Annotated in this window: 18 protein-coding genes and 1 riboswitch; of the genes, 10 read left to right on the plus strand and 8 right to left on the minus strand. The window is 41.8% G+C overall.

Annotation, left to right across the window (positions count from 1 at the left end; all coding sequences use genetic code 11):
* The first annotated feature begins 81 nt into the window (after positions 1-81).
* Genes ACZ5B7_RS06065 through ACZ5B7_RS06075 form a run of 3 tightly spaced genes read left to right on the plus strand, consistent with a single transcriptional unit; the run spans position 82 to position 2297 of the window.
* Positions 82-651: a DUF6230 family protein gene (locus tag ACZ5B7_RS06065; protein ID WP_464493084.1), complete on the plus strand. Its 570-nt coding sequence runs from the start codon at positions 82-84 to the stop codon at positions 649-651.
* Between the two features lie 13 nt (positions 652-664).
* Positions 665-1054, plus strand: a complete 390-nt coding sequence (locus tag ACZ5B7_RS06070; RefSeq protein ID WP_213118156.1) for a DUF6114 domain-containing protein — start codon at positions 665-667, stop codon at positions 1052-1054.
* Positions 1055-1067: 13 nt separating this feature from the next.
* Positions 1068-2297 (plus strand): hypothetical protein, encoded by a 1230-nt coding sequence (locus ACZ5B7_RS06075; RefSeq protein ID WP_464493085.1) that lies wholly within the window; start codon positions 1068-1070, stop codon positions 2295-2297.
* Positions 2298-2350: 53 nt separating this feature from the next.
* Here ACZ5B7_RS06075 and ACZ5B7_RS06080 read toward each other — a convergent pair whose 3' ends face one another.
* Both ACZ5B7_RS06080 and ACZ5B7_RS06085 read right to left on the minus strand, forming a co-directional pair.
* A complete protein-coding gene (locus tag ACZ5B7_RS06080; RefSeq protein WP_464493086.1) occupies positions 2351-3583 on the minus strand; it encodes an aminopeptidase in 1233 nt (410 codons plus the stop codon).
* 358 nt (positions 3584-3941) lie between these two features.
* Positions 3942-5213, minus strand: coding sequence for an MDR family MFS transporter (locus ACZ5B7_RS06085; protein WP_464493087.1), 1272 nt, complete (start codon positions 5211-5213; stop codon positions 3942-3944).
* A 189-nt stretch (positions 5214-5402) separates the two neighbouring features.
* Here ACZ5B7_RS06085 and ACZ5B7_RS06090 point away from each other — a divergent pair, with 189 nt between their 5' ends.
* On the plus strand, positions 5403-7592 hold the full coding sequence (locus ACZ5B7_RS06090; RefSeq protein WP_464493088.1) for a DNA topoisomerase III: 2190 nt from the start codon (positions 5403-5405) through the stop codon (positions 7590-7592).
* Between the two features lie 306 nt (positions 7593-7898).
* Complete coding sequence (hutH, locus tag ACZ5B7_RS06095) at positions 7899-9416, plus strand: histidine ammonia-lyase (protein ID WP_464493089.1); 1518 nt, start codon at positions 7899-7901, stop codon at positions 9414-9416.
* A gap of 36 nt (positions 9417-9452) precedes the next feature.
* Here hutH and ACZ5B7_RS06100 read toward each other — a convergent pair whose 3' ends face one another.
* Positions 9453-9653 (minus strand): hypothetical protein, encoded by a 201-nt coding sequence (locus tag ACZ5B7_RS06100; RefSeq protein ID WP_464493090.1) that lies wholly within the window; start codon positions 9651-9653, stop codon positions 9453-9455.
* Between the two features lie 133 nt (positions 9654-9786).
* Here ACZ5B7_RS06100 and ACZ5B7_RS06105 point away from each other — a divergent pair, with 133 nt between their 5' ends.
* Positions 9787-10161 carry a DnaJ family domain-containing protein gene (locus ACZ5B7_RS06105; protein WP_464493091.1) on the plus strand — a complete coding sequence of 125 codons (375 nt, stop codon included), beginning with the start codon at positions 9787-9789 and terminating at the stop codon, positions 10159-10161.
* Between the two features lie 39 nt (positions 10162-10200).
* Here ACZ5B7_RS06105 and ACZ5B7_RS06110 read toward each other — a convergent pair whose 3' ends face one another.
* Complete coding sequence (locus ACZ5B7_RS06110) at positions 10201-10326, minus strand: hypothetical protein (protein ID WP_464493092.1); 126 nt, start codon at positions 10324-10326, stop codon at positions 10201-10203.
* A gap of 381 nt (positions 10327-10707) precedes the next feature.
* A riboswitch (cyclic di-GMP riboswitch) is annotated at positions 10708-10800 on the plus strand.
* 32 nt (positions 10801-10832) lie between these two features.
* Between ACZ5B7_RS06110 and ACZ5B7_RS06115 the strand changes: the two genes are divergently transcribed.
* Complete coding sequence (locus ACZ5B7_RS06115; protein WP_464493093.1) at positions 10833-11006, plus strand: anti-repressor SinI family protein; 174 nt, start codon at positions 10833-10835, stop codon at positions 11004-11006.
* A gap of 32 nt (positions 11007-11038) precedes the next feature.
* Here the strand turns inward: ACZ5B7_RS06115 and ACZ5B7_RS06120 are convergent, their stop codons facing one another.
* Positions 11039-11365, minus strand: coding sequence for a helix-turn-helix domain-containing protein (locus ACZ5B7_RS06120; protein ID WP_464493094.1), 327 nt, complete (start codon positions 11363-11365; stop codon positions 11039-11041).
* 271 nt (positions 11366-11636) lie between these two features.
* Here ACZ5B7_RS06120 and map point away from each other — a divergent pair, with 271 nt between their 5' ends.
* The gene (gene map / locus ACZ5B7_RS06125; protein ID WP_464493095.1) at positions 11637-12386 is read left to right on the plus strand and encodes a type I methionyl aminopeptidase; all 750 of its coding nucleotides are present in this window, start codon (positions 11637-11639) and stop codon (positions 12384-12386) included.
* Between the two features lie 34 nt (positions 12387-12420).
* On the opposite strand, the gene ACZ5B7_RS06130 is transcribed toward map, so the two are convergent.
* Positions 12421-12645: a DUF1128 domain-containing protein gene (locus ACZ5B7_RS06130; protein WP_213146570.1), complete on the minus strand. Its 225-nt coding sequence runs from the start codon at positions 12643-12645 to the stop codon at positions 12421-12423.
* 179 nt (positions 12646-12824) lie between these two features.
* Here ACZ5B7_RS06130 and ACZ5B7_RS06135 point away from each other — a divergent pair, with 179 nt between their 5' ends.
* Entirely contained in the window at positions 12825-13190 is a 366-nt protein-coding gene (locus ACZ5B7_RS06135) for a YtxH domain-containing protein (RefSeq protein WP_464493096.1), read from the plus strand.
* A 17-nt stretch (positions 13191-13207) separates the two neighbouring features.
* A complete protein-coding gene (locus ACZ5B7_RS06140) occupies positions 13208-14044 on the plus strand; it encodes a YihY/virulence factor BrkB family protein (RefSeq protein ID WP_213146572.1) in 837 nt (278 codons plus the stop codon).
* Positions 14045-14370: 326 nt separating this feature from the next.
* Here the strand turns inward: ACZ5B7_RS06140 and ACZ5B7_RS06145 are convergent, their stop codons facing one another.
* Both ACZ5B7_RS06145 and ACZ5B7_RS06150 read right to left on the minus strand, forming a co-directional pair.
* Positions 14371-16284: a heavy metal translocating P-type ATPase gene (locus ACZ5B7_RS06145; RefSeq protein WP_464493097.1), complete on the minus strand. Its 1914-nt coding sequence runs from the start codon at positions 16282-16284 to the stop codon at positions 14371-14373.
* A gap of 169 nt (positions 16285-16453) precedes the next feature.
* Positions 16454-17629, minus strand: coding sequence for an MFS transporter (locus ACZ5B7_RS06150; protein WP_464493098.1), 1176 nt, complete (start codon positions 17627-17629; stop codon positions 16454-16456).
* Positions 17630-17712: the final 83 nt, after the last annotated feature.

Genomic DNA, 17712 nt, shown 5'->3' on the forward strand with positions numbered 1-17712 from the left:
GTGATTGTAGTTGTCTAAAAAGAAGTGTAAGGTAAAGTAAGTAATTATTATTTAAATATTCGGAATTGTAGGAGGGTTTTTATGGAAAATCCAGTTCAACTTGAAGGAACAATTAGTAAGAAAGCTTTCTGGTCAGCATTGACAGCGGGGTTTTTAGCTCTGGGACTGCTGTTAGTGTCATTCGGCATTTCTGGTGTCGCTTATGCAGTGCCAATTGCGGGTGTAGGTGATTTCTATGTTGAGTTTGATAAATTAGAAGGCACAGGGTATACCTTCTATCCAAAGATGGGGGAAACAAGCTCAGAGGATTCTGCACCACAAGGAACAAACCTTATTGAAAATCTAACGATTACCAATTTGCAATTATACAAGGATTTTAAGGTAGGCAGTGAGTGGATACGAGTCAAAATTCAGGCTTCCAAGCCAGTTCAAATCAGCGGACTGCAGCATGATGCCGGCCTTATTGAAGCAGATGCCAAGTTCCAGAACCTGGTCCTCGAGGAGAATCACAGTGATGACTGGCAAAAGCAATTCCAGCAAAAATCTTCGACCATTATCTTGGAACACGCCAAATTGAAAACGCATTACCTTTTCCAGAAAACGATTAATATGAACGGTATGAAGCTGACTGTAGAAAGAATTAAAAAATAAGGAGGGAACTAGTATGAAAAAATGGCGAAAAAAGCGGCCGTTTTGGGGTGCCATGCTAACAATTATAAGCGGGCTGATGATTTTATGGGTACCGTTAAACTTATATTTAAGCACCTTCCTTCCTGGGTCGATTGCCGTTATTGGTTTATTATTTGGCGGGATGATAACGTTAATCGGAATCATTGCCTTATTTTTCCCTAATGCGTCACGAATTCTAGGGATTTTTACAATATTCCTATCGATATTATCTGTAATTGGGGCGTTAGGCGGGTTTCTCTTTGGAACAATCTTTGGAATTATCGGAGGTTCGCTCTTGACAGCATGGCACTTGGGACCGGCTAAAGTGAAGTCTACAAGGTCAAGCGGTGTCGAAGAAACCGTTCAACACACCTTCACCTTCTAAAGGAGACCAAATTATGTGGTGGAAAAACAAATCTTTCTTGATAAGCTGCAGTGTTGCGATCATGTTTTTCTCGCTCTTCTCTTTCAGTTACGGTGCTAGGGCAGAAACAACAACCGATATGGAAGGCTTTATCATTGAGGCAGACCGAGTGGTTGGGACTGGGATGTCAGCTTCCATTGTAGAGCGAGAAACATCTGCAACTGACAAAAAGCCGATGCTGCAAATTAAATATAAATCGGCTACGATATATGGTATGAAATTAACAAAGCGGGTTAATTCCGGCAACGGACCAATAAGCATTTTCTTAAATGCAAAAGGACCAGTTACCGTATATGGAATGACAGTTGATATCTCGGCCATTTCCTTTAAAGGAGCCTGTATCCATGCGGCAGAAACAGTCCCACAGCTAGGGATGGAAAATGTTACGATGGTGGCTCACTTTATGGAGTCAGATGACAGCGTCATCAATCAATTGACACTAAAAACGGTTTCAGGAAACGCTGGCCCTGAAAAGCCGGGCAAGCTGCAAATCCTTCAAGATTTAAGCAAGCTTCCTTTGGAGCAATTGAAAAAGGAAATTGAAAAAATCATGTCGGGACACCTGCCGCTTACCTGTGCTGATAGTAACACTGCTGGGGCTTCGGAGGATCTGGTTGGAAAAATTACTGACCCGCTTCAGGACGTAATTGGTGGAATCACGGACCCGCTAAGTCCAGTGACAAAGCCATTAGAGCCTGTTTTAAAACCGTTAGACCCGATTGTTAGTGTACTAGACCCGGTTTTGAGACCTGTAGAAACCGTCTTGGATCCAGTATTGCAGCCGCTGGAACCAGCTTTAAATCCACTTAAGCCTGCACTAAAACCGCTAGAACCGGTCGTGCAGCAGTTGGAGCCTGTCATCAAACCGCTAGAACCGGTGGTAAACGGTACGGTTAATACGGCAAATCAGACGGTGCAGACAGTTTGTTCAAAGCTTCAGTCTGCAAACGGTGTAATCACGAAGGAACTGGGCTTGCAATTAATCGATGAGGCATTAACAAAAAAGGTTGACCTAAATCAGGTATGTCCGGCAGACACGACTCTGACTAACCAATTGGTAAAGATCGAAGAAAGCTTATTGAACACGCTGGGGATTTCAAAGTTGCTGGGAATACTGATTCCGAATGATCCTGTATCAAAGCTAAACAAAATGCGTGATGAGATTATGAAAAAGCCGGATGGTACGGTTATTTATAGTCAATAGAGAAAGAGCAGGCCTTAGAGTGCCTGCTCTTTCATTTTTGATTTTTGATTGGATTAAAACGCCCAATTTCCTGCTTTAAAAATAGGTTCTGTCTGTCCATCTGCGGTAATGCCATCGATGTCCATTTCAGTCGATCCAATCATGAAATCAACGTGAGTGATGCTCTCGTTTAGCCCGTTTTCCTTTAATTCATCGGCAGACATTTTTTTGCCACCTTCGATACAGAAAGAATATGCCATTCCGATAGCAAGATGGTTTGAGGCATTTTCATCAAACAATGTGTTGAAGAACAGAATGTTAGATTGGGAGATTGGCGAGTTATACGGAACTAGTGCCACTTCACCAAGATAGTGGGAGCCTTCATCGGTTTCCACAAGATGCTTCAGAACTTCTTCGCCTTCTTCAGCTTTTACCCCGACAATTCTGCCTTTTTCAAAGGTAATTGAAAAACGGTCAATGATATTTCCGCTGTAGCTGAGCGGCTTCGTGCTTGTGACGGTGCCGTTTACGCCAGTTTTTAATGGAACCGTAAAGACCTCTTCTGTTGGCATGTTGGCCATAAACTCTACACCGTTTTCATTGACACTGCCTGCGCCAACCCACAGATGATTTTTCGGCAGCTCAATTGTTAAGTCTGTGCCAGGTGCTTTGTAATGAAGCTTTGCATACCGTTTTTCGTTGAGGTATGTGACTTTTTCATGAAGGGTTTCATCATGCTTTTTCCAGGCTTCAACCGGGTTTTCAGCATCCACACGGACTGCTTTAAAAATAGCATCCCAAAGCTTTTCAACCTGCTTTTCGGCAGGTTCGCTCGGAAACACTTTGGCAGCCCAGGCAGGGGACGCTGCGGCAACGACAGTCCAGCTGACCTTGTCTGATTGAATCGCTTGACGATGCTTAGTCATTGCTTTTCCGGCAGCCTTTTGGAAGTTGGCAATCCTCTGCGGGTCAACGCCTTTTAGCAAGTCTGGGCTTGAAGACACCACCGACATAAAGGCAGCACCCTGCTCAACCAATTCTTCCATTTCCTTAGCCCGCCACTGCGGGTATTCGTTGAATACCTCATCTGGTGCCAGTTCATATTTGGTTCTTGTAACTACATCATCGGCCCAGTTGACAATGACATTGCGGGCGCCCGCTTCATAAGCCTTTTTAACGATTAAGCGGACAAACTCGACTGCGTCCAAGGAAGCGTTGACCAATAGGCTTTGATTTTTTTGAATATTGACGCCGACTTTAACTGCAAGCTCCGCGTATTTTTCAAGGTTAGTTTGAAAATGGCTCATATATGTATAATCTCCTTTATCAGAATCTTCCTTTATTGTAGCGTTTTTATTTTGAAAAAGAAAATGATAGAGGGGCAGTGTTTTAAGCAAAAAAAAACAGCAGGAATAGTGTTCCTACTGCAGTTTGCTGCCATAAACTTTTATATTAAAATATACCCCTGCGGAAAATAAAACGATAAATGTAATAATGCCTGACAATGAAGTGGGAGCCATAAATGTTGACAATTCCACTTTGTCCACCGCCTTTGAAATATGTAATGTTTACACTCTAAGTATAATACTAAAAGGGGTAATTGTGAATAATTTAGTACAATTTTTTGTCTGAAATTTGAACATTAATTAAAGGGACCCTGCTCAGCTAGGATCCCAGTTTAATAGATTCTTTTTCAAATGAATAAAACATCAGCCAATAAAAGAAGGCGCTGAGGAGAGTGAGCAAAAATAGTACAAAAAATGTCCAGTTGTATCCAATCCAAACGGTCATCGGGATGGACAACGGGGCGATGGTTCGGCTGATGGTATACCGCAGGCTCGCTGCCGCAAAGTACTGGCCCCGCATATGTTCGGGGGCAAGTTTGGACACAAAGCTTTGCTGGAGACCTGCACCCATCAATTCTGCAAAAGTAAATACCGCCATTGCCAACATCAATCCCCAAATCCACTGCGTTTGGCTAAACAGAATCAATGAAACTCCGTATACAACCGATGAAAATACGAAAATATTTCTTTCATTAAAATTAGCTGTCCATTTGGTCACGATGACAGTTAATAACGCAACCAGCAGGCCATTCTCGGCAAGCACCATTCCAAAGGCTTGCTCGCCGCCAACCTTAAATGACCAATCCCCAAAAGAAAGTAGATTTTGATTGTGAACAACATCCTTCATATACACAGGAAACAATAGGTCCAACTGCATAAATGTTTGGCCGGCTAAAACCCCCGCCACGATAAACAAGAGAAACGTTTTATCCCGTACAATGATTGCATAATCCCGAAATTGATTAATTATAAAATAGTACCATTTTCCGTTGACGGATAAAGCTGAAGTTTTTTGAACGGGCACTGTTTCTTTTGTTAATTTTCCTAAAATAATGCCAAGCATCATACAAACAATCGCAGCGGCAAGCAATAACTGAAAGCGGTAATGGGCATAAAAAATCCCGCCTAAAATTGGGCCGATGACTACTGCAATATTGATAGATGTATAAAATATGGCGAATACCTGGCTGCGGTGTTTTTCCTCCACTAAGTCCGCAACCATGGCCTGGCTTGCCGGCCAATAAAAGGAGCCGAAAACACCGGCCGCCGCAAACGCTGCGAATCCAAGTATTGGGGACTGAAACCAGGGAGAACTTGCTGCTGAAAAAGCTAAAAAGGAAAACCCTTGCCCGATGGCAGAGAGAACCATCATTCGTTTCCGCCCAAATCGGTCGGCACAGTAGCCGCCCAACAGGTTGGCCGCCACCGCAAATAGTTGTGAAAAAACCAATAACAAACCAGCTTTGCTCTTGCCGAATTCCTCTGCAAAATATATCGACAGAAACGGAAAGAACATCCAATAAGTAATATTCATGGCCGCCTCACCGAACAGGCGAACCTTTAAATTCGTATCCCAATCTCTAATCCGCATTAAAAAATCTCCATTTCCAAAAATCGTGCCAATTTATCATACTATTCAAGTGGAAGGGAATACAAGAAAAAAAGAGACAGCTTTCCTATCATTGTTTAACAATAATGTAGTTGAAGTTTCGGAATTACTGAATCCATTAGAGACGTATGCTATATTTAACTTACTGTAATTTGAAAGGATGTTTTAAAAATGGCAAAAAGTGTTGTAATTGCTGAAAAACCTTCTGTCGCACGTGATATTGCACGTGTGCTTCATTGTAATAAAAAAGGAAATGGGTATCTAGAAGGCGAGAAATATATCGTTACCTGGGCACTAGGACACCTTGTCACGCTTGCTGACCCAGAAGATTATGATGTGAAATATAAAACATGGAAATTAGAAGACCTGCCAATGCTGCCTGAACGTATGAAGTTAACAGTCATTAGGCAGACCGGGAAACAATTTAATGCCGTTAAGAGTCAACTGACTAGGAATGATGTCAACGAAATAGTCGTGGCCACGGATGCAGGGAGAGAGGGAGAATTAGTTGCACGTTGGATTATTGATAAAGTAAAAGTCAATAAACCTATTAAACGTCTATGGATCTCATCTGTTACTGATAAAGCGATTAAAGATGGTTTTGCAAACTTGAAGCCTGGCAAGTCTTATGACAATTTATATGCTTCAGCTGTCGCACGTTCAGAAGCTGACTGGTATATTGGGCTGAATGCAACACGTGCTTTAACGACTAGGTTCAATGCCCAACTAAACTGCGGACGTGTACAAACACCTACTGTTGCGATAATTGCAGCACGTGAGGACGAAATCAAAAACTTCAGAGCGCAATCCTATTACGGCATTGAAGCCCAAACATCCAACCAACTAAAGCTGACTTGGCAGGATTCAAAAGGAAACAGCCGAAGCTTCGATAAAGAAAAAATTGAGGCCATTGTCAAAAAGCTTGGCAGACAAAACGCTATTGTAACGGAAATTGAGAAAAAGCCTAAGAAATCTTTTTCTCCGGGTCTTTATGACTTAACAGAATTGCAGCGCGATGCGAATAAAATCTTTGGCTACTCTGCTAAGGAAACGTTAAACATTATGCAAAAGCTGTACGAGCAGCATAAAGTTTTAACGTATCCTCGTACTGATTCGCGCTACATTTCTTCTGACATTGTCGGAACACTCCCTGAACGGTTGAAAGCATGTGCAATAGGTGAATATCGTCCATTAGCTAATAAGGTCTTAAGTAAGCCTATTAAAGCTTCTAAAGCTTTTGTTGATGACAGCAAAGTATCAGACCATCATGCGATAATACCAACAGAAAGCTATGTAAACTTCTCAGCCTTCACAGATAAAGAGCGTAAAATTTATGATTTAGTCGTCAAACGTTTCTTAGCGGTATTATTCCCGGCATTCGAGTACGAGCAGTTAACGCTGCGAGCCAAAATCGGTGATGAGAACTTCGTGGCTCGTGGAAAAACGATTATTTCAAGTGGCTGGAAAGAAGTTTACAATAATCGCTTTGAAGATGACGATGCGTCAGATGATTTGAAAGAACAGATTTTACCTCGCATCGAAAAAGGCGATACATTAATTGTGAAACTGATCGCCCAAACGGCTGGACAAACAAATCCGCCAGCTCGATTTAATGAGGCGACATTACTTTCGGCAATGGAAAACCCTGTAAAGTACATGGAAACAACCAATAAACACCTCGCAGAAACATTAAAATCTACGGGTGGACTGGGAACTGTTGCAACACGAGCCGACATTATTGAAAAGCTATTCAACTCGTTCTTAATCGAAAAACGAGGCAAAGACATTCATATTACTTCCAAAGGCCGGCAATTGCTGGATTTAGTGCCGGAAGAGCTAAAATCCCCTGCTTTAACAGCGGAGTGGGAACAAAAGCTTGATCAAATTGCGCATGGCAAGTTGAAAAAAGAAGTGTTTATCAGCCAAATGAAAAACTACACGAAAGAAATCGTGGCTGAAATTAAAGCAAGTAATAAAAAATATAAGCACGATAATATTTCTACAAAAAATTGTCCTGACTGTGGAAAACCAATGCTTGAAGTGAATGGCAAAAAGGGAAAAATGCTCGTTTGCCAAGATCGGGAATGTGGGCATCGTAAAAATGTCTCACGTGTTACAAACGCGCGCTGTCCACAATGCCATAAAAAACTTGAGCTGCGTGGCGAGGGTGAGGGCCAAATCTTCGCATGTAAATGTGGATATCGTGAGAAACTTTCTGTTTTCCAGGAACGCCGGAAAAAAGAATCCGTCGGAAAAGTGGATAAACGGACAGTACAAAAATATTTAAAGAACCAGGACAAAGATGAAGGACCTTTGAATAGTGCGTTGGCTGACGCGTTAAAAGGGTTGAAGTTTGATTAACACCATACTTATGGGGCTATTCATGAAGATTGAATTTCTTTATGAATAGCCTCTTTCATTCATTATCCTGCTAAAGTGATAATGTGCTAAAATTCAGAAAATTTTGTTGACAGGCAAGGTATCTGTCACATAAAATATTATCAAACTAATAATAATTTTTAGAATGGGTGGAAAATCATGAGGCAGCGCCGAAGAACCGTTCAAAATTTTATAACGTTTATTAAAGAGGCTGGATTCCAAATCTAATCAGAAATGGAATCCAGCCTCTTTCTTTATCTTACTAAAGTAATAGAGGAGTGGAGAGAAATGATCACATTAACAGGTAACAGTCTAACATTGGAGCAAATGAAGGAAGTATTGTACCGCGGCCAAAAGGTTGGCGCTTCGGAACAAAGCATGGAGGCAGCAGCCAAAAGCAGGGAAGCGGTGGAACGAATTGTTTCTGAGCGTAGAGTGGTTTATGGAATCAATACCGGGTTTGGAAAGTTCAGCGATGTACTTATCGATAAAGAACATGTGCAGGATCTGCAGTTGAATTTAATCCGCTCGCATGCCTGTGGAGTCGGGGAGCCATTCCCAGAAGTGGTGTCAAAAGCAATGGTCGTACTTCGTGCCAATGCCCTGTTAAAAGGTTACTCAGGCATTCGTCCGGTAGTCATTGAAAGACTGATTGAGCTGGCTAACAAAGACATTATTCCGGTTATTCCGCAGCAGGGTTCACTAGGGGCTAGCGGGGATTTGGCGCCATTATCCCATTTGGCATTAGTTGTTGTAGGTGAAGGCGAAGTATTCTATAAAGGCGAGCGTGTGGAAGCAGGCATTGCACTTCAGCAGGAAGGTCTTTTCCCACTAACACTTGAGGCTAAAGAAGGTCTTGCTCTCATTAACGGAACGCAAGCCATGACAGCTATGGGGGTCGTCGGATACCTAGAAGCAGAGCAGCTTGCTTTTGAGAGCGAACTGATTGCTTCCATGACGATTGAAGGGTTAAATGGAATTCTCGATGCTTTTGCAGAAGAGGTTCAAGTGGCCAGAGGCTACCAGCAGCAGATTGATACAGCAGCAAGAATTCGCCGCTATTTGAGTGACAGCTTATTAACAACGATGCAGGGAGAACTGAGGGTTCAGGATGCTTATTCTCTTCGCTGCATCCCGCAGGTTCAAGGAGCTTCCTGGCAAGCGCTTGATTATGTAAAAGAAAAGCTGGAAATCGAAATGAACGCGGCGACTGACAATCCACTAATTTTTGATGATGGAGAAAAGGTCATTTCCGGTGGAAACTTCCACGGGCAGCCAATTGCTTTTGCAATGGACTTTATGAAAATCGCAGTAGCAGAGCTTGCTAATATTTCGGAACGTCGTGTGGAACGGTTAGTTAATCCGCAATTAAGCGATCTGCCGCCGTTTTTAAGCCCGCAGCCAGGCCTGCAATCAGGGGCAATGATTATGCAGTATGCAGCGGCTGCACTTGTTTCAGAAAATAAAACTTTGGCACATCCAGCTAGTGTGGATTCCATTCCATCATCGGCAAACCAAGAGGATCATGTCAGCATGGGGACGATAGCATCAAGGCATGCACATCAAATCATCCAAAACACTCGCAGGGTCCTTGCGATTGAGATGATTTGCGCCATGCAGGCCGTCGAATATCGCGGTGTAGAGAAAATGGCGACCCATACGAAGAACTTCTATGAAAAAGGCCGGGAGCAGGTGGCATCCATTAAGCAGGACCGCATCTTCTCGAAGGATATCGAAAGACTGGCAGAATGGCTGAAAACTGTGGAATTTTCTCAGTTTATGAAGAAATTAAGCTTCGAAAAATAAAACAGAGTAAAAAGGCGTGAAAACTCTTCACGCCTTTTACTCTGTCTGCTCAGGAAGCAGGCGGGCGGTATCCTGCCGCGTGTCCTCTTCCTCAATTCTATTTTTAAAGGCCTCCTGGGTGACAATAAATTCTTCATCACCAATTGCCTGCTCAGCATGACTCGCGGTCATGGTGTTCTTTGGGAATTCACCCGGATGGTTTTTGTTTTTATGATTAAAATGTTCTCCACGTGCCAAGTCTAACACTCCTTTCGTTATCGCTTGTAGCATGCCCCAATAAAGCTGAAATCATTACCGATTTATTTTTCAACCAAAATGGACCTTTGTTATAATAAATCTAGTGAGTATGCTAAAAAAGGAGGGCAATAACATGGATATGTTTCATATTGTCTCAGAAGATCGGATTAAAAAAGCATACAAAGATGGGGAATTTGAAAATCTTCCTGGATATGGAAAACCGCTGAAGCTTGAAGATTTATCAGGTATTCCAGAAGAACTGCGCATGGCTTACAAAATCATGAAAAATGCAGGCTTTTCAGAAGAAGAAAACCATTTACGCAAAGAGATGATGACCATCGAGGATCTCATCAAAAAATGTGACGACAGCGGTAAGAAGGAAGATTTGCAAAAAAAGTTAAATGAAAAGCTTCTTCGCTTTAATCAATTGATGTCAAAACGAGGGGCGAAAACAAATTCGTCCATTTTTAAAAATTACGAACAAAAGGTAGAAAAACGGTTTAAATAAATTCTGATTAGCCAAAAAAAGCTGGCGAGGAGAGAATTTTTACAATTCCTCTTCACCAGCTTTTTCTTCTAATTTGGCAGGCTTGCACATGCGGTCTAAGAAATAACCCGCAAATACCATAAAAGCAATGGGGATTGAAAAGTTTAACACATGAATAATGGTCAAAGCCTATCACCTCTATTTGAATATTAACAATATTCTGTATATTATTATGTTGTTAATATTATATGCTAATCGTCACAAATTAGACAAATGTTTTCGTCATAAAATCAGAGCCAAAAATAAAGAAGGAAAAATTTTCTTCCCACAAATTAGGAGAATATTCGACTTCAAATGCTCTATTATTTTTATATTCCGCTTTAAAGGGATGGAAATTGAAGGAAAAGTTGCGGAAACTTGACTAAATTTGTCTAACAAGGAGGTTCAGAATATGAAAAACGCTGACAAAAACTAACACTATGTTAAAAAAGGACTAGATATAATGAACTTACTAAATAATAATGTGAATTTAGGCCTAGAATTTAAGGACTAATAATAAATAGGAAATTTCAGAAAAGGCAAACCTGGTGAAAGTCAGGGACGCAAAGCCGAGGATCTACGGTGGAAATAGAGAGAAGCTATGATGGCCGGGCTGCCTGAAATACGGGTAAGTATTTTAGGGGGTTGTTAAAATGAAGATGGGGATAGAGCAGATGGAGAAGATTGACAGAGATTGGTTGACACTAATTATGGAAGCTAAGAAAATTGGATTGTCGGTAGAGGAAATAAGAAATTTCCTTAGCGGTAACAACAAATCTGAACAGTTTCATACATATCAAAAGCAAAAAGCATCCTACAAGAATTAAGCATTCTGTAGGGTGCTTTATTTTTGCTCATATTAGCTGTTGCTTTGATTGTTCCGCCATTTATTGAATTCCAAGAACTCGCGGAATTGATCTTTTGAAACACCGGAGGTCATGGCTTCCTTTACTAAATTCATCCAATCATTGTCCAATGCCGTCTTGTCAATCTGCTCATGTATTAAATGCTCAACCGGAATGTTTAATACACCGGCAATCTTTTCAAGAAACTGTATGGACGGATTTTTTTGAAGGTTTCTCTCAAGCGAGCTTAAATAGGATTTTGCAACACCTGCCTGCTCTGCTAGTTCAGAAAGTGACATCTTCTTCTCTTGGCGGAATTTCTTTACGCGGTCACCTATCATGGATTCTCACACACCTAAAAATAATTTATAACATCATTCTATCAAAAAGAATTTGAGAGTACCATATTAAGAACAAAGGAATATGGCAAATTATCGAAATTTGCATAATTAATTTTTACATTGAGAAAGTAGTTTTGAAAAATAAGTCCGTTAGCGTTAATATTAAAGTGTTGCCAAAAATGTCATATAGTAATCGTTTTTTATATACCAGCATTCGCACAAATAGGTCTCCAGACAAAAGAATTTATTCAAAAAGGCAGGGGAACATTACATGATTGTCTTAAAGTCACAACGAGAAATCGAAGCAATGAAAAAGGCAGGGGAAATCCTCGCTGCCTGTCACAAAGAAATTGCAAAAATGATGATGCCAGGGATTACCACTTGGGAAATTGACCAGTTTGTAGAGGGATTTTTAAAAAAGCATAATGCCACTCCGGAACAAAAAGGTTATAAGGGCTACGAATACGCAACATGCGCAAGTATTAACGATGAAATCTGCCATGGCTTCCCGCGCAAAGAACCATTGCAGGAAGGGGACATCGTCACGATTGATATGGTTGTTAATTACAACGGAGCCTTGGCTGATTCAGCATGGTCTTACGCAGTTGGCGAGGTTTCCGAAGAGACTAAGCATTTGTTAAAAGTCACAAAGGAAGCCTTGTACAAGGGAATTGAACAAGCGGTTCCAGGCAACCGGATTGGCGATATTGGTCATGCCATTCAGACTTATGTGGAAAGTGAAGGACTCTCGGTTGTCCGCGACTTTATCGGACATGGGATTGGAGCAGTGATTCATGAAAAGCCGGATGTACCGCATTACGGTTTGCCAGGTAAAGGCCCAAGAATTAAAGAGGGAATGGTATTTACGATTGAGCCAATGGTGAATATCGGATTATTATTCACCAAAATGGATTCAAACGGATGGACAGCAAGGACCGTCGATAGCACCTATTCCGCCCAATATGAGCACACAATCGCCATCACCAAAGATGGCCCGATCATTTTAACTGATCAAGATTAAAAAATAAAAAACAGATCTCATTCGAGGTCTGTTTTTATTTTTTACGCAAGTTTCCCAATTCTTCAACTAGAGCCTGCATTTCATTAGGGCTGAAGGAATTCTTTTTCATTACCATTTCATAAATCTCTTTCAACTCTTCATACATTTCCTCATCAAAATGGGAAGGTTTAATTGCGCCTAGATTCAAAACCTTTAACTTCTCTTTAATTTGCTCAATCATATATTCAACATTTTCTACCGACTTCAACGATAAATCCATTTTCGCGGTCACCCTTTCGGAATTCATATGTCCATCTTTTCATGTTCACTGAATGATGTCAACATAGAAAAATTAGGGTCAGACTTGCATACCCTCTCTAGATAAAGCAAAATAAATGATAGGAAAAATCATTGGAATAATTTTCATTCATTTTTATGATTAAGCAAGGAGAGGTTAAGATGACAAAGAATAAATTTTGGCAGGGAATGCTCATTGGAGCCATTGCTGGCGGAGCGGTCAGTATGTTCGATAAACAAACCCGGCGAATTATGAAAGAACACGTGGGCAGAGTTTCCGGAAAGGTGTCCCATATTGTCCGGCATCCGGGTGAAATGGTCGGGAAGGTAAAGGAAACGGCAGAGAAAATTATTGATACCGTCGAACAGGCGGGAGAAGATATCTCCTATATCATGGATAAGGTGGATGAGCTTCGCGACCTGACACCTAAAGTGACCGAGACAATCAAGGAGACAAAGAAAACTTTCAGAGATGATGTGGATGCCGACTTTGTTGAGGAAATCTTTGATGAAAAAGAATTCAAATAAATAAAGGAGAAGTGATAATGAAGGACAAAGGAAATGTTCGATCTTCGTTAATCCGCCTGCTTTGGCACCGAATTGACGAGGATGATCTTCCGGGAATGAGTGCGCAGTTAGCCTATTATTTTCTTCTTTCACTGTTTCCGCTTTTAATTGTAATTTTTACCCTAATGCCCTATCTCCCTTTTCACGAACATGATGTTTTAGGGATCATAAGCGGCTTTGCGCCGGAAGATGCTATGAAATTGATTGAAAAAAATATAAGTGAAATCATGAGTCACCGGAATGGCGGATTGCTTTCTTTCGGGGTAATCGGGACGATTTGGTCGTCCTCTAATGGAATTCATGCGATTATGAGGGCTTTTAACAAGGCATATAATGTCGAAGAAAGTCGTTCCTTTATCGTTTCCCGCGGCATGGCCATTTTGCTGACGTTCGGAATGGTAATCGTTTTTATTGTCGCCATCGTATTGCCGGTGTTTGGCAGGGAAATAGGCCTGTTTTTATTTTCGCAATTTGGCTATTCAAGTGAATTTTTAAAACTTTGGAATACATTAAGTCTGGCTGTTAGCGCGATTATTTTATTTCTAATTTTTACAGGACTATACTGGGTGGCTCCAAATGTTAAACTTCGCTGCCGGAGTGCCTTTCCGGGTGCCGCCTTTGCGACTGTCGGCTGGATCATTTCCTCGCTTGGTTTATCTTACTATGTGGGGAATTTCGGCAATTATTCGGTTACCTACGGTAGTATTGGAGCAATTATTGTGTTGATGCTTTGGCTGTACATTTCAGCCTTTATCATCATTTTAGGCGGCGAAATTAATGCATTTTTCAGTGAAGAAAACCGTTCTAACTGCTAATACTTACCTTTATGAAAACCGTTTATCTGTCCAAACTAGGATTGGGGACTACTTCATTACTAGGGAGGTTTGGACGATGACAAAACATACAAAAAAAGACGGCGGCACGAAACAAAAAGGCAAGGGCAGCAAAGGAAATAAGACATCAGGATCCGCTAATGGGTCAAACGGATACCATTAATGGTTATAGTTATAGAAAAGGACCGGGTACTTTTGTACCCGGTCCTTAATGATTGCCTAATTTGCGGATAGGCGGCCCCAACTTGCGGATAACGCGCCCTAACTCGCGGATAACCGCTGCCAACTTGCGAAGTGCGCCCGCATTCTTATTTTAAAAGCCGTAAACTATTTAAAATGACCAGAATTGTACTGCCCTCATGGCCGATGACGCCAAATGGCAAGTCGATAATCTGAAAGAAGTTTGACGAAATCAACACCATGATGACCGCAATCGAAAAAATAACATTTTGCTTAATGATCCGGTTCATTCGCTGTGACAACCGAATGGCTTCTGAAATCCTTGGCAGGTCGTTTTTCATAAGAACAATATCTGCCGTTTCCAGGGCCACATCCGATCCTTCACCCATGGCAATCCCGACATTGGCAATGGCGAGTGCCGGGGCATCGTTGATACCGTCACCGACCATGGCGACATTTTTATATTTGTCTTTTAACTTTTTCAGATACTCCACTTTTGTTTCCGGCAGGCATTCGGCGAAGTATTCCGATACGTGGCTTTCTGCGGCAATCGCCCTCGCCGTTTTTTCACTGTCACCGGTTAGCATAATCGTATGAATGCCTTGTTTTTTTAAGTGGTCAATAGCAAGCTTTGTTTCTTCGCGGACAACATCCTTTAAGCCTATTGCGGCACTTAATTCTCCGTCAATTTCCACATAAACAAGGGTATTGCCCTGGCTCGCAAGATCTTTTGCAAGACCGTCCGCGAATTTCTCTGTTAGTTCTTTCCCAACAAACGCAGCTTTACCAATCTTCCACTGTTCCCCATTTACTACCGCTTTAATTCCCCAGCCTGGGACGTCCTCAAGGCTGTCAGGGTGAAATAACTCCTTAGAAAAGTTTTTCTTCGCATATTTCACAATCGCCTGCGCAAGCGGGTGATTGGAATGACTTTCAATCGAAGCCGCTTTCCAAATAAGGCTGTCTTTATCAAGCCCATCCTTGACGATCACTTCAGTCACAACCGGTTTGCCTTTTGTAAGAGTACCGGTTTTATCGAAAGCAATGGCTCCTAAATGGCTGAGGTTTTCCAAATGGACTCCGCCCTTTACCAATATTCCGTGCCTTGCTCCATTGGAAATAGCCGATAAAGTGGCAGGCATAATCGAAGCCACCAGCGCACATGGGGAGGCTACCACCAATAAAATCATCGCCCGGTAAAAGGATTCGTGCCAGTCCCAGCCAAGCAAAAAGTGTGGTACGAAGAACATCGCCAATACTACTAGCAGGACCACCTTAACATATGTTCCCTCAAAGCGCTCGATGAAAAGCTGTGACGGCGACTTTTCACTTTGGGCCGATTGCACGAGCTGAATGATTTTTTGAAAAAGAGTATCGCTGCTTTCCTTAGAAACATTGACAGTAATAGCACCGGACAGATTCACAGTTCCGGCAAACACCTCTTCCTGTTCGCCTTTGGAAACAGGCATTGACTCACCGGTAATCGCTGCTTCGTCGATATTTGTATGCCCTTTGACAATCATTCCATCGGCCGGAACCCGTTCGCCCGGTTTAATGAGAATTAGGTCGCCGACCCGCAGTTCAGATACCGAAACCAGCTTTTCTAAACCGCCGGAAATCAGAACGGCCTCTTCAGGCTGCAGCTCCATGAGTGAGGAAATTTCCTTATGGCTTTTATTCATCGTGTAGGTTTCCATTGCCCCGCTGACAGCAAAAATAAAGATGAGGATAGCCCCCTCTGTCCAATAGCCGATAATAGCAGAACCAATCGCGGCAAAAATCATCAGCATTTCAACATTTAATTCTTTGTTTTCATAGGTTGCCTCAATGCCTTCTTTTGCTTTGGCAAAGCCGCCAATGACGAATGCGAGCAGATAGGCAACAATTGATTCTGCTTCTTGGCCGTTTTTATCGAGAAGCCAGCCTGCAAGGATGAAGACACCACTTAACCCGGCAGCAATCAATTCTGCATGCGGTTTTATTTTTTCTAGAAAACTGGTCTTTGGAATTCCCTTCGTGAGAACTTTTGTTTCGGACACCATTTTTTTCACCCTCCTTTAATGAATTCTAATTGAGAAAAATAATCAAAATCACAACCCCTAAAAAACACGAAAGCTGTCATCAAGCGATGACAGCAGAACTTACTAATTAGAATTATTCTTATTTATTTTCATTGTACCATACATTTTATGTGATGGATACGGTTTTGCGCTAAGAATTTTCTTGGTGGGGAATAAAGACGTTTCTTTTTCCAAACATAAAGATGGTGAAGGAGACAAACAACAACAGCGTACTAATAATATAGAAGAAGCTGACGTTTTGAAAATACTTAATGAATAAACCGCCGATAACAGGGCCGGCTAAGCTTCCAAGGCTGTAAAAAATGCCGCATAGTAAATTTCCGGTCGGCAGCAAATTTCTCGGTACCAAATCGGCCATGAAGCTGATTCCCAATGAGAAAGTAGACCCGACGAGCATGCCGGAGACAAGGAAGGTCAGGAATAAGCCAAATGACGAATGCTCGACAAAACTGGCGGCTGTAAAACTGCAAAAGCCGAGAAAAAGAACTGTCATTAAAACTTTCCTTCGCCCATATTGGTCACTTAACAGTCCTAATGGCAGCTGGGTAATGATGCTGCCAATGGCAAATCCCGATAAAACAAGGGATACGCTCGATACTGCTAAATCCATTCGTAAGGCGTAGATCGGAAAGCTTCCGTTCAAGGAAGCTTCCAGGAAGCCATAAACAAACGTAGGCAAAAAAGCAACCCAGCCGTATTTTAAGGCTTTTGTAAACTGTTTGACTGTTGAAAAAAAGGAATTAATTTTCACTTCCTGTTCAGGAAATTCATTTTTAAGCACAAAGACAAATCCCCATCCGATTAAGCAAAGAATGGAAGATACTATAAATGGCAGGGCTTCATTTAGATTGACCAGCGGTGTCATCAGCGGACCAGCGGCAAAACCAATGCCAAAGAAAAGGCCGTACAAGGAAACGTTTCTTCCTAGTTTATCTGGCGGCGAAAAGGAGGTAATCCAGGTCTGGGTCGCAAAATGCAGGGCGTGATCGCCAATTCCAATCATCAGCCTTAGGAAGAACCAAAACCAAAAGGCCTTCCATAACGGAAATAAAGCAAGTGCGGTAAACACAAGCCCGCCGCCCACAATAATGATTGGTTTATAGCCATATTTTCGTAATAGCATTTCCATAAAAGGAGCCACACACAATATTCCGATGTAAAGAGCGGTTGCGTTAAGTCCATTTAATGAGGAAGACACCCCGCCTTTTTCAAAAATAACCGCAATCAGCGGCAGCAGCATTCCCTGCGAGAAACCCGAGATGGCCACAATGCTGACTAGGATTGTAAACCGATAATTATTTTTCATTGAATATTCCTCTACTTCAGACGTTCTTCCTAATGATGGTAAATCAGATTATGCTTTATTTGCAAGAAAAATGTTGCAAGTTC

The sequence above is a fragment of the Neobacillus sp. S1115 genome (assembly GCF_055385565.1).

Excerpts from the sequence above, each read along its gene's own strand:
- ACZ5B7_RS06120 (WP_464493094.1), bottom strand. The coding sequence starts at position 11,365 with ATGATAGGTGACCGCGTAAAGAAATTCCGCCAAGAGAAGAAGATGTCA.
- ACZ5B7_RS06135 (WP_464493096.1), top strand. The coding sequence starts at position 12,825 with ATGACAAAGAATAAATTTTGGCAGGGAATGCTCATTGGAGCCATTGCT.
- ACZ5B7_RS06090 (WP_464493088.1), top strand. The coding sequence starts at position 5,403 with ATGGCAAAAAGTGTTGTAATTGCTGAAAAACCTTCTGTCGCACGTGAT.
- map (WP_464493095.1), top strand. The coding sequence starts at position 11,637 with ATGATTGTCTTAAAGTCACAACGAGAAATCGAAGCAATGAAAAAGGCA.
- ACZ5B7_RS06105 (WP_464493091.1), top strand. The coding sequence starts at position 9,787 with ATGGATATGTTTCATATTGTCTCAGAAGATCGGATTAAAAAAGCATAC.
- hutH (WP_464493089.1), top strand. The coding sequence starts at position 7,899 with ATGATCACATTAACAGGTAACAGTCTAACATTGGAGCAAATGAAGGAA.
- ACZ5B7_RS06065 (WP_464493084.1), top strand. The coding sequence starts at position 82 with ATGGAAAATCCAGTTCAACTTGAAGGAACAATTAGTAAGAAAGCTTTC.
- ACZ5B7_RS06140 (WP_213146572.1), top strand. The coding sequence starts at position 13,208 with ATGAAGGACAAAGGAAATGTTCGATCTTCGTTAATCCGCCTGCTTTGG.
- ACZ5B7_RS06070 (WP_213118156.1), top strand. The coding sequence starts at position 665 with ATGAAAAAATGGCGAAAAAAGCGGCCGTTTTGGGGTGCCATGCTAACA.
- ACZ5B7_RS06145 (WP_464493097.1), bottom strand. The coding sequence starts at position 16,284 with ATGGTGTCCGAAACAAAAGTTCTCACGAAGGGAATTCCAAAGACCAGT.
- ACZ5B7_RS06080 (WP_464493086.1), bottom strand. The coding sequence starts at position 3,583 with ATGAGCCATTTTCAAACTAACCTTGAAAAATACGCGGAGCTTGCAGTT.
- ACZ5B7_RS06085 (WP_464493087.1), bottom strand. The coding sequence starts at position 5,213 with ATGCGGATTAGAGATTGGGATACGAATTTAAAGGTTCGCCTGTTCGGT.
- ACZ5B7_RS06115 (WP_464493093.1), top strand. The coding sequence starts at position 10,833 with ATGAAGATGGGGATAGAGCAGATGGAGAAGATTGACAGAGATTGGTTG.
- ACZ5B7_RS06075 (WP_464493085.1), top strand. The coding sequence starts at position 1,068 with ATGTGGTGGAAAAACAAATCTTTCTTGATAAGCTGCAGTGTTGCGATC.
- ACZ5B7_RS06130 (WP_213146570.1), bottom strand. The coding sequence starts at position 12,645 with ATGGATTTATCGTTGAAGTCGGTAGAAAATGTTGAATATATGATTGAG.
- ACZ5B7_RS06150 (WP_464493098.1), bottom strand. The coding sequence starts at position 17,629 with ATGAAAAATAATTATCGGTTTACAATCCTAGTCAGCATTGTGGCCATC.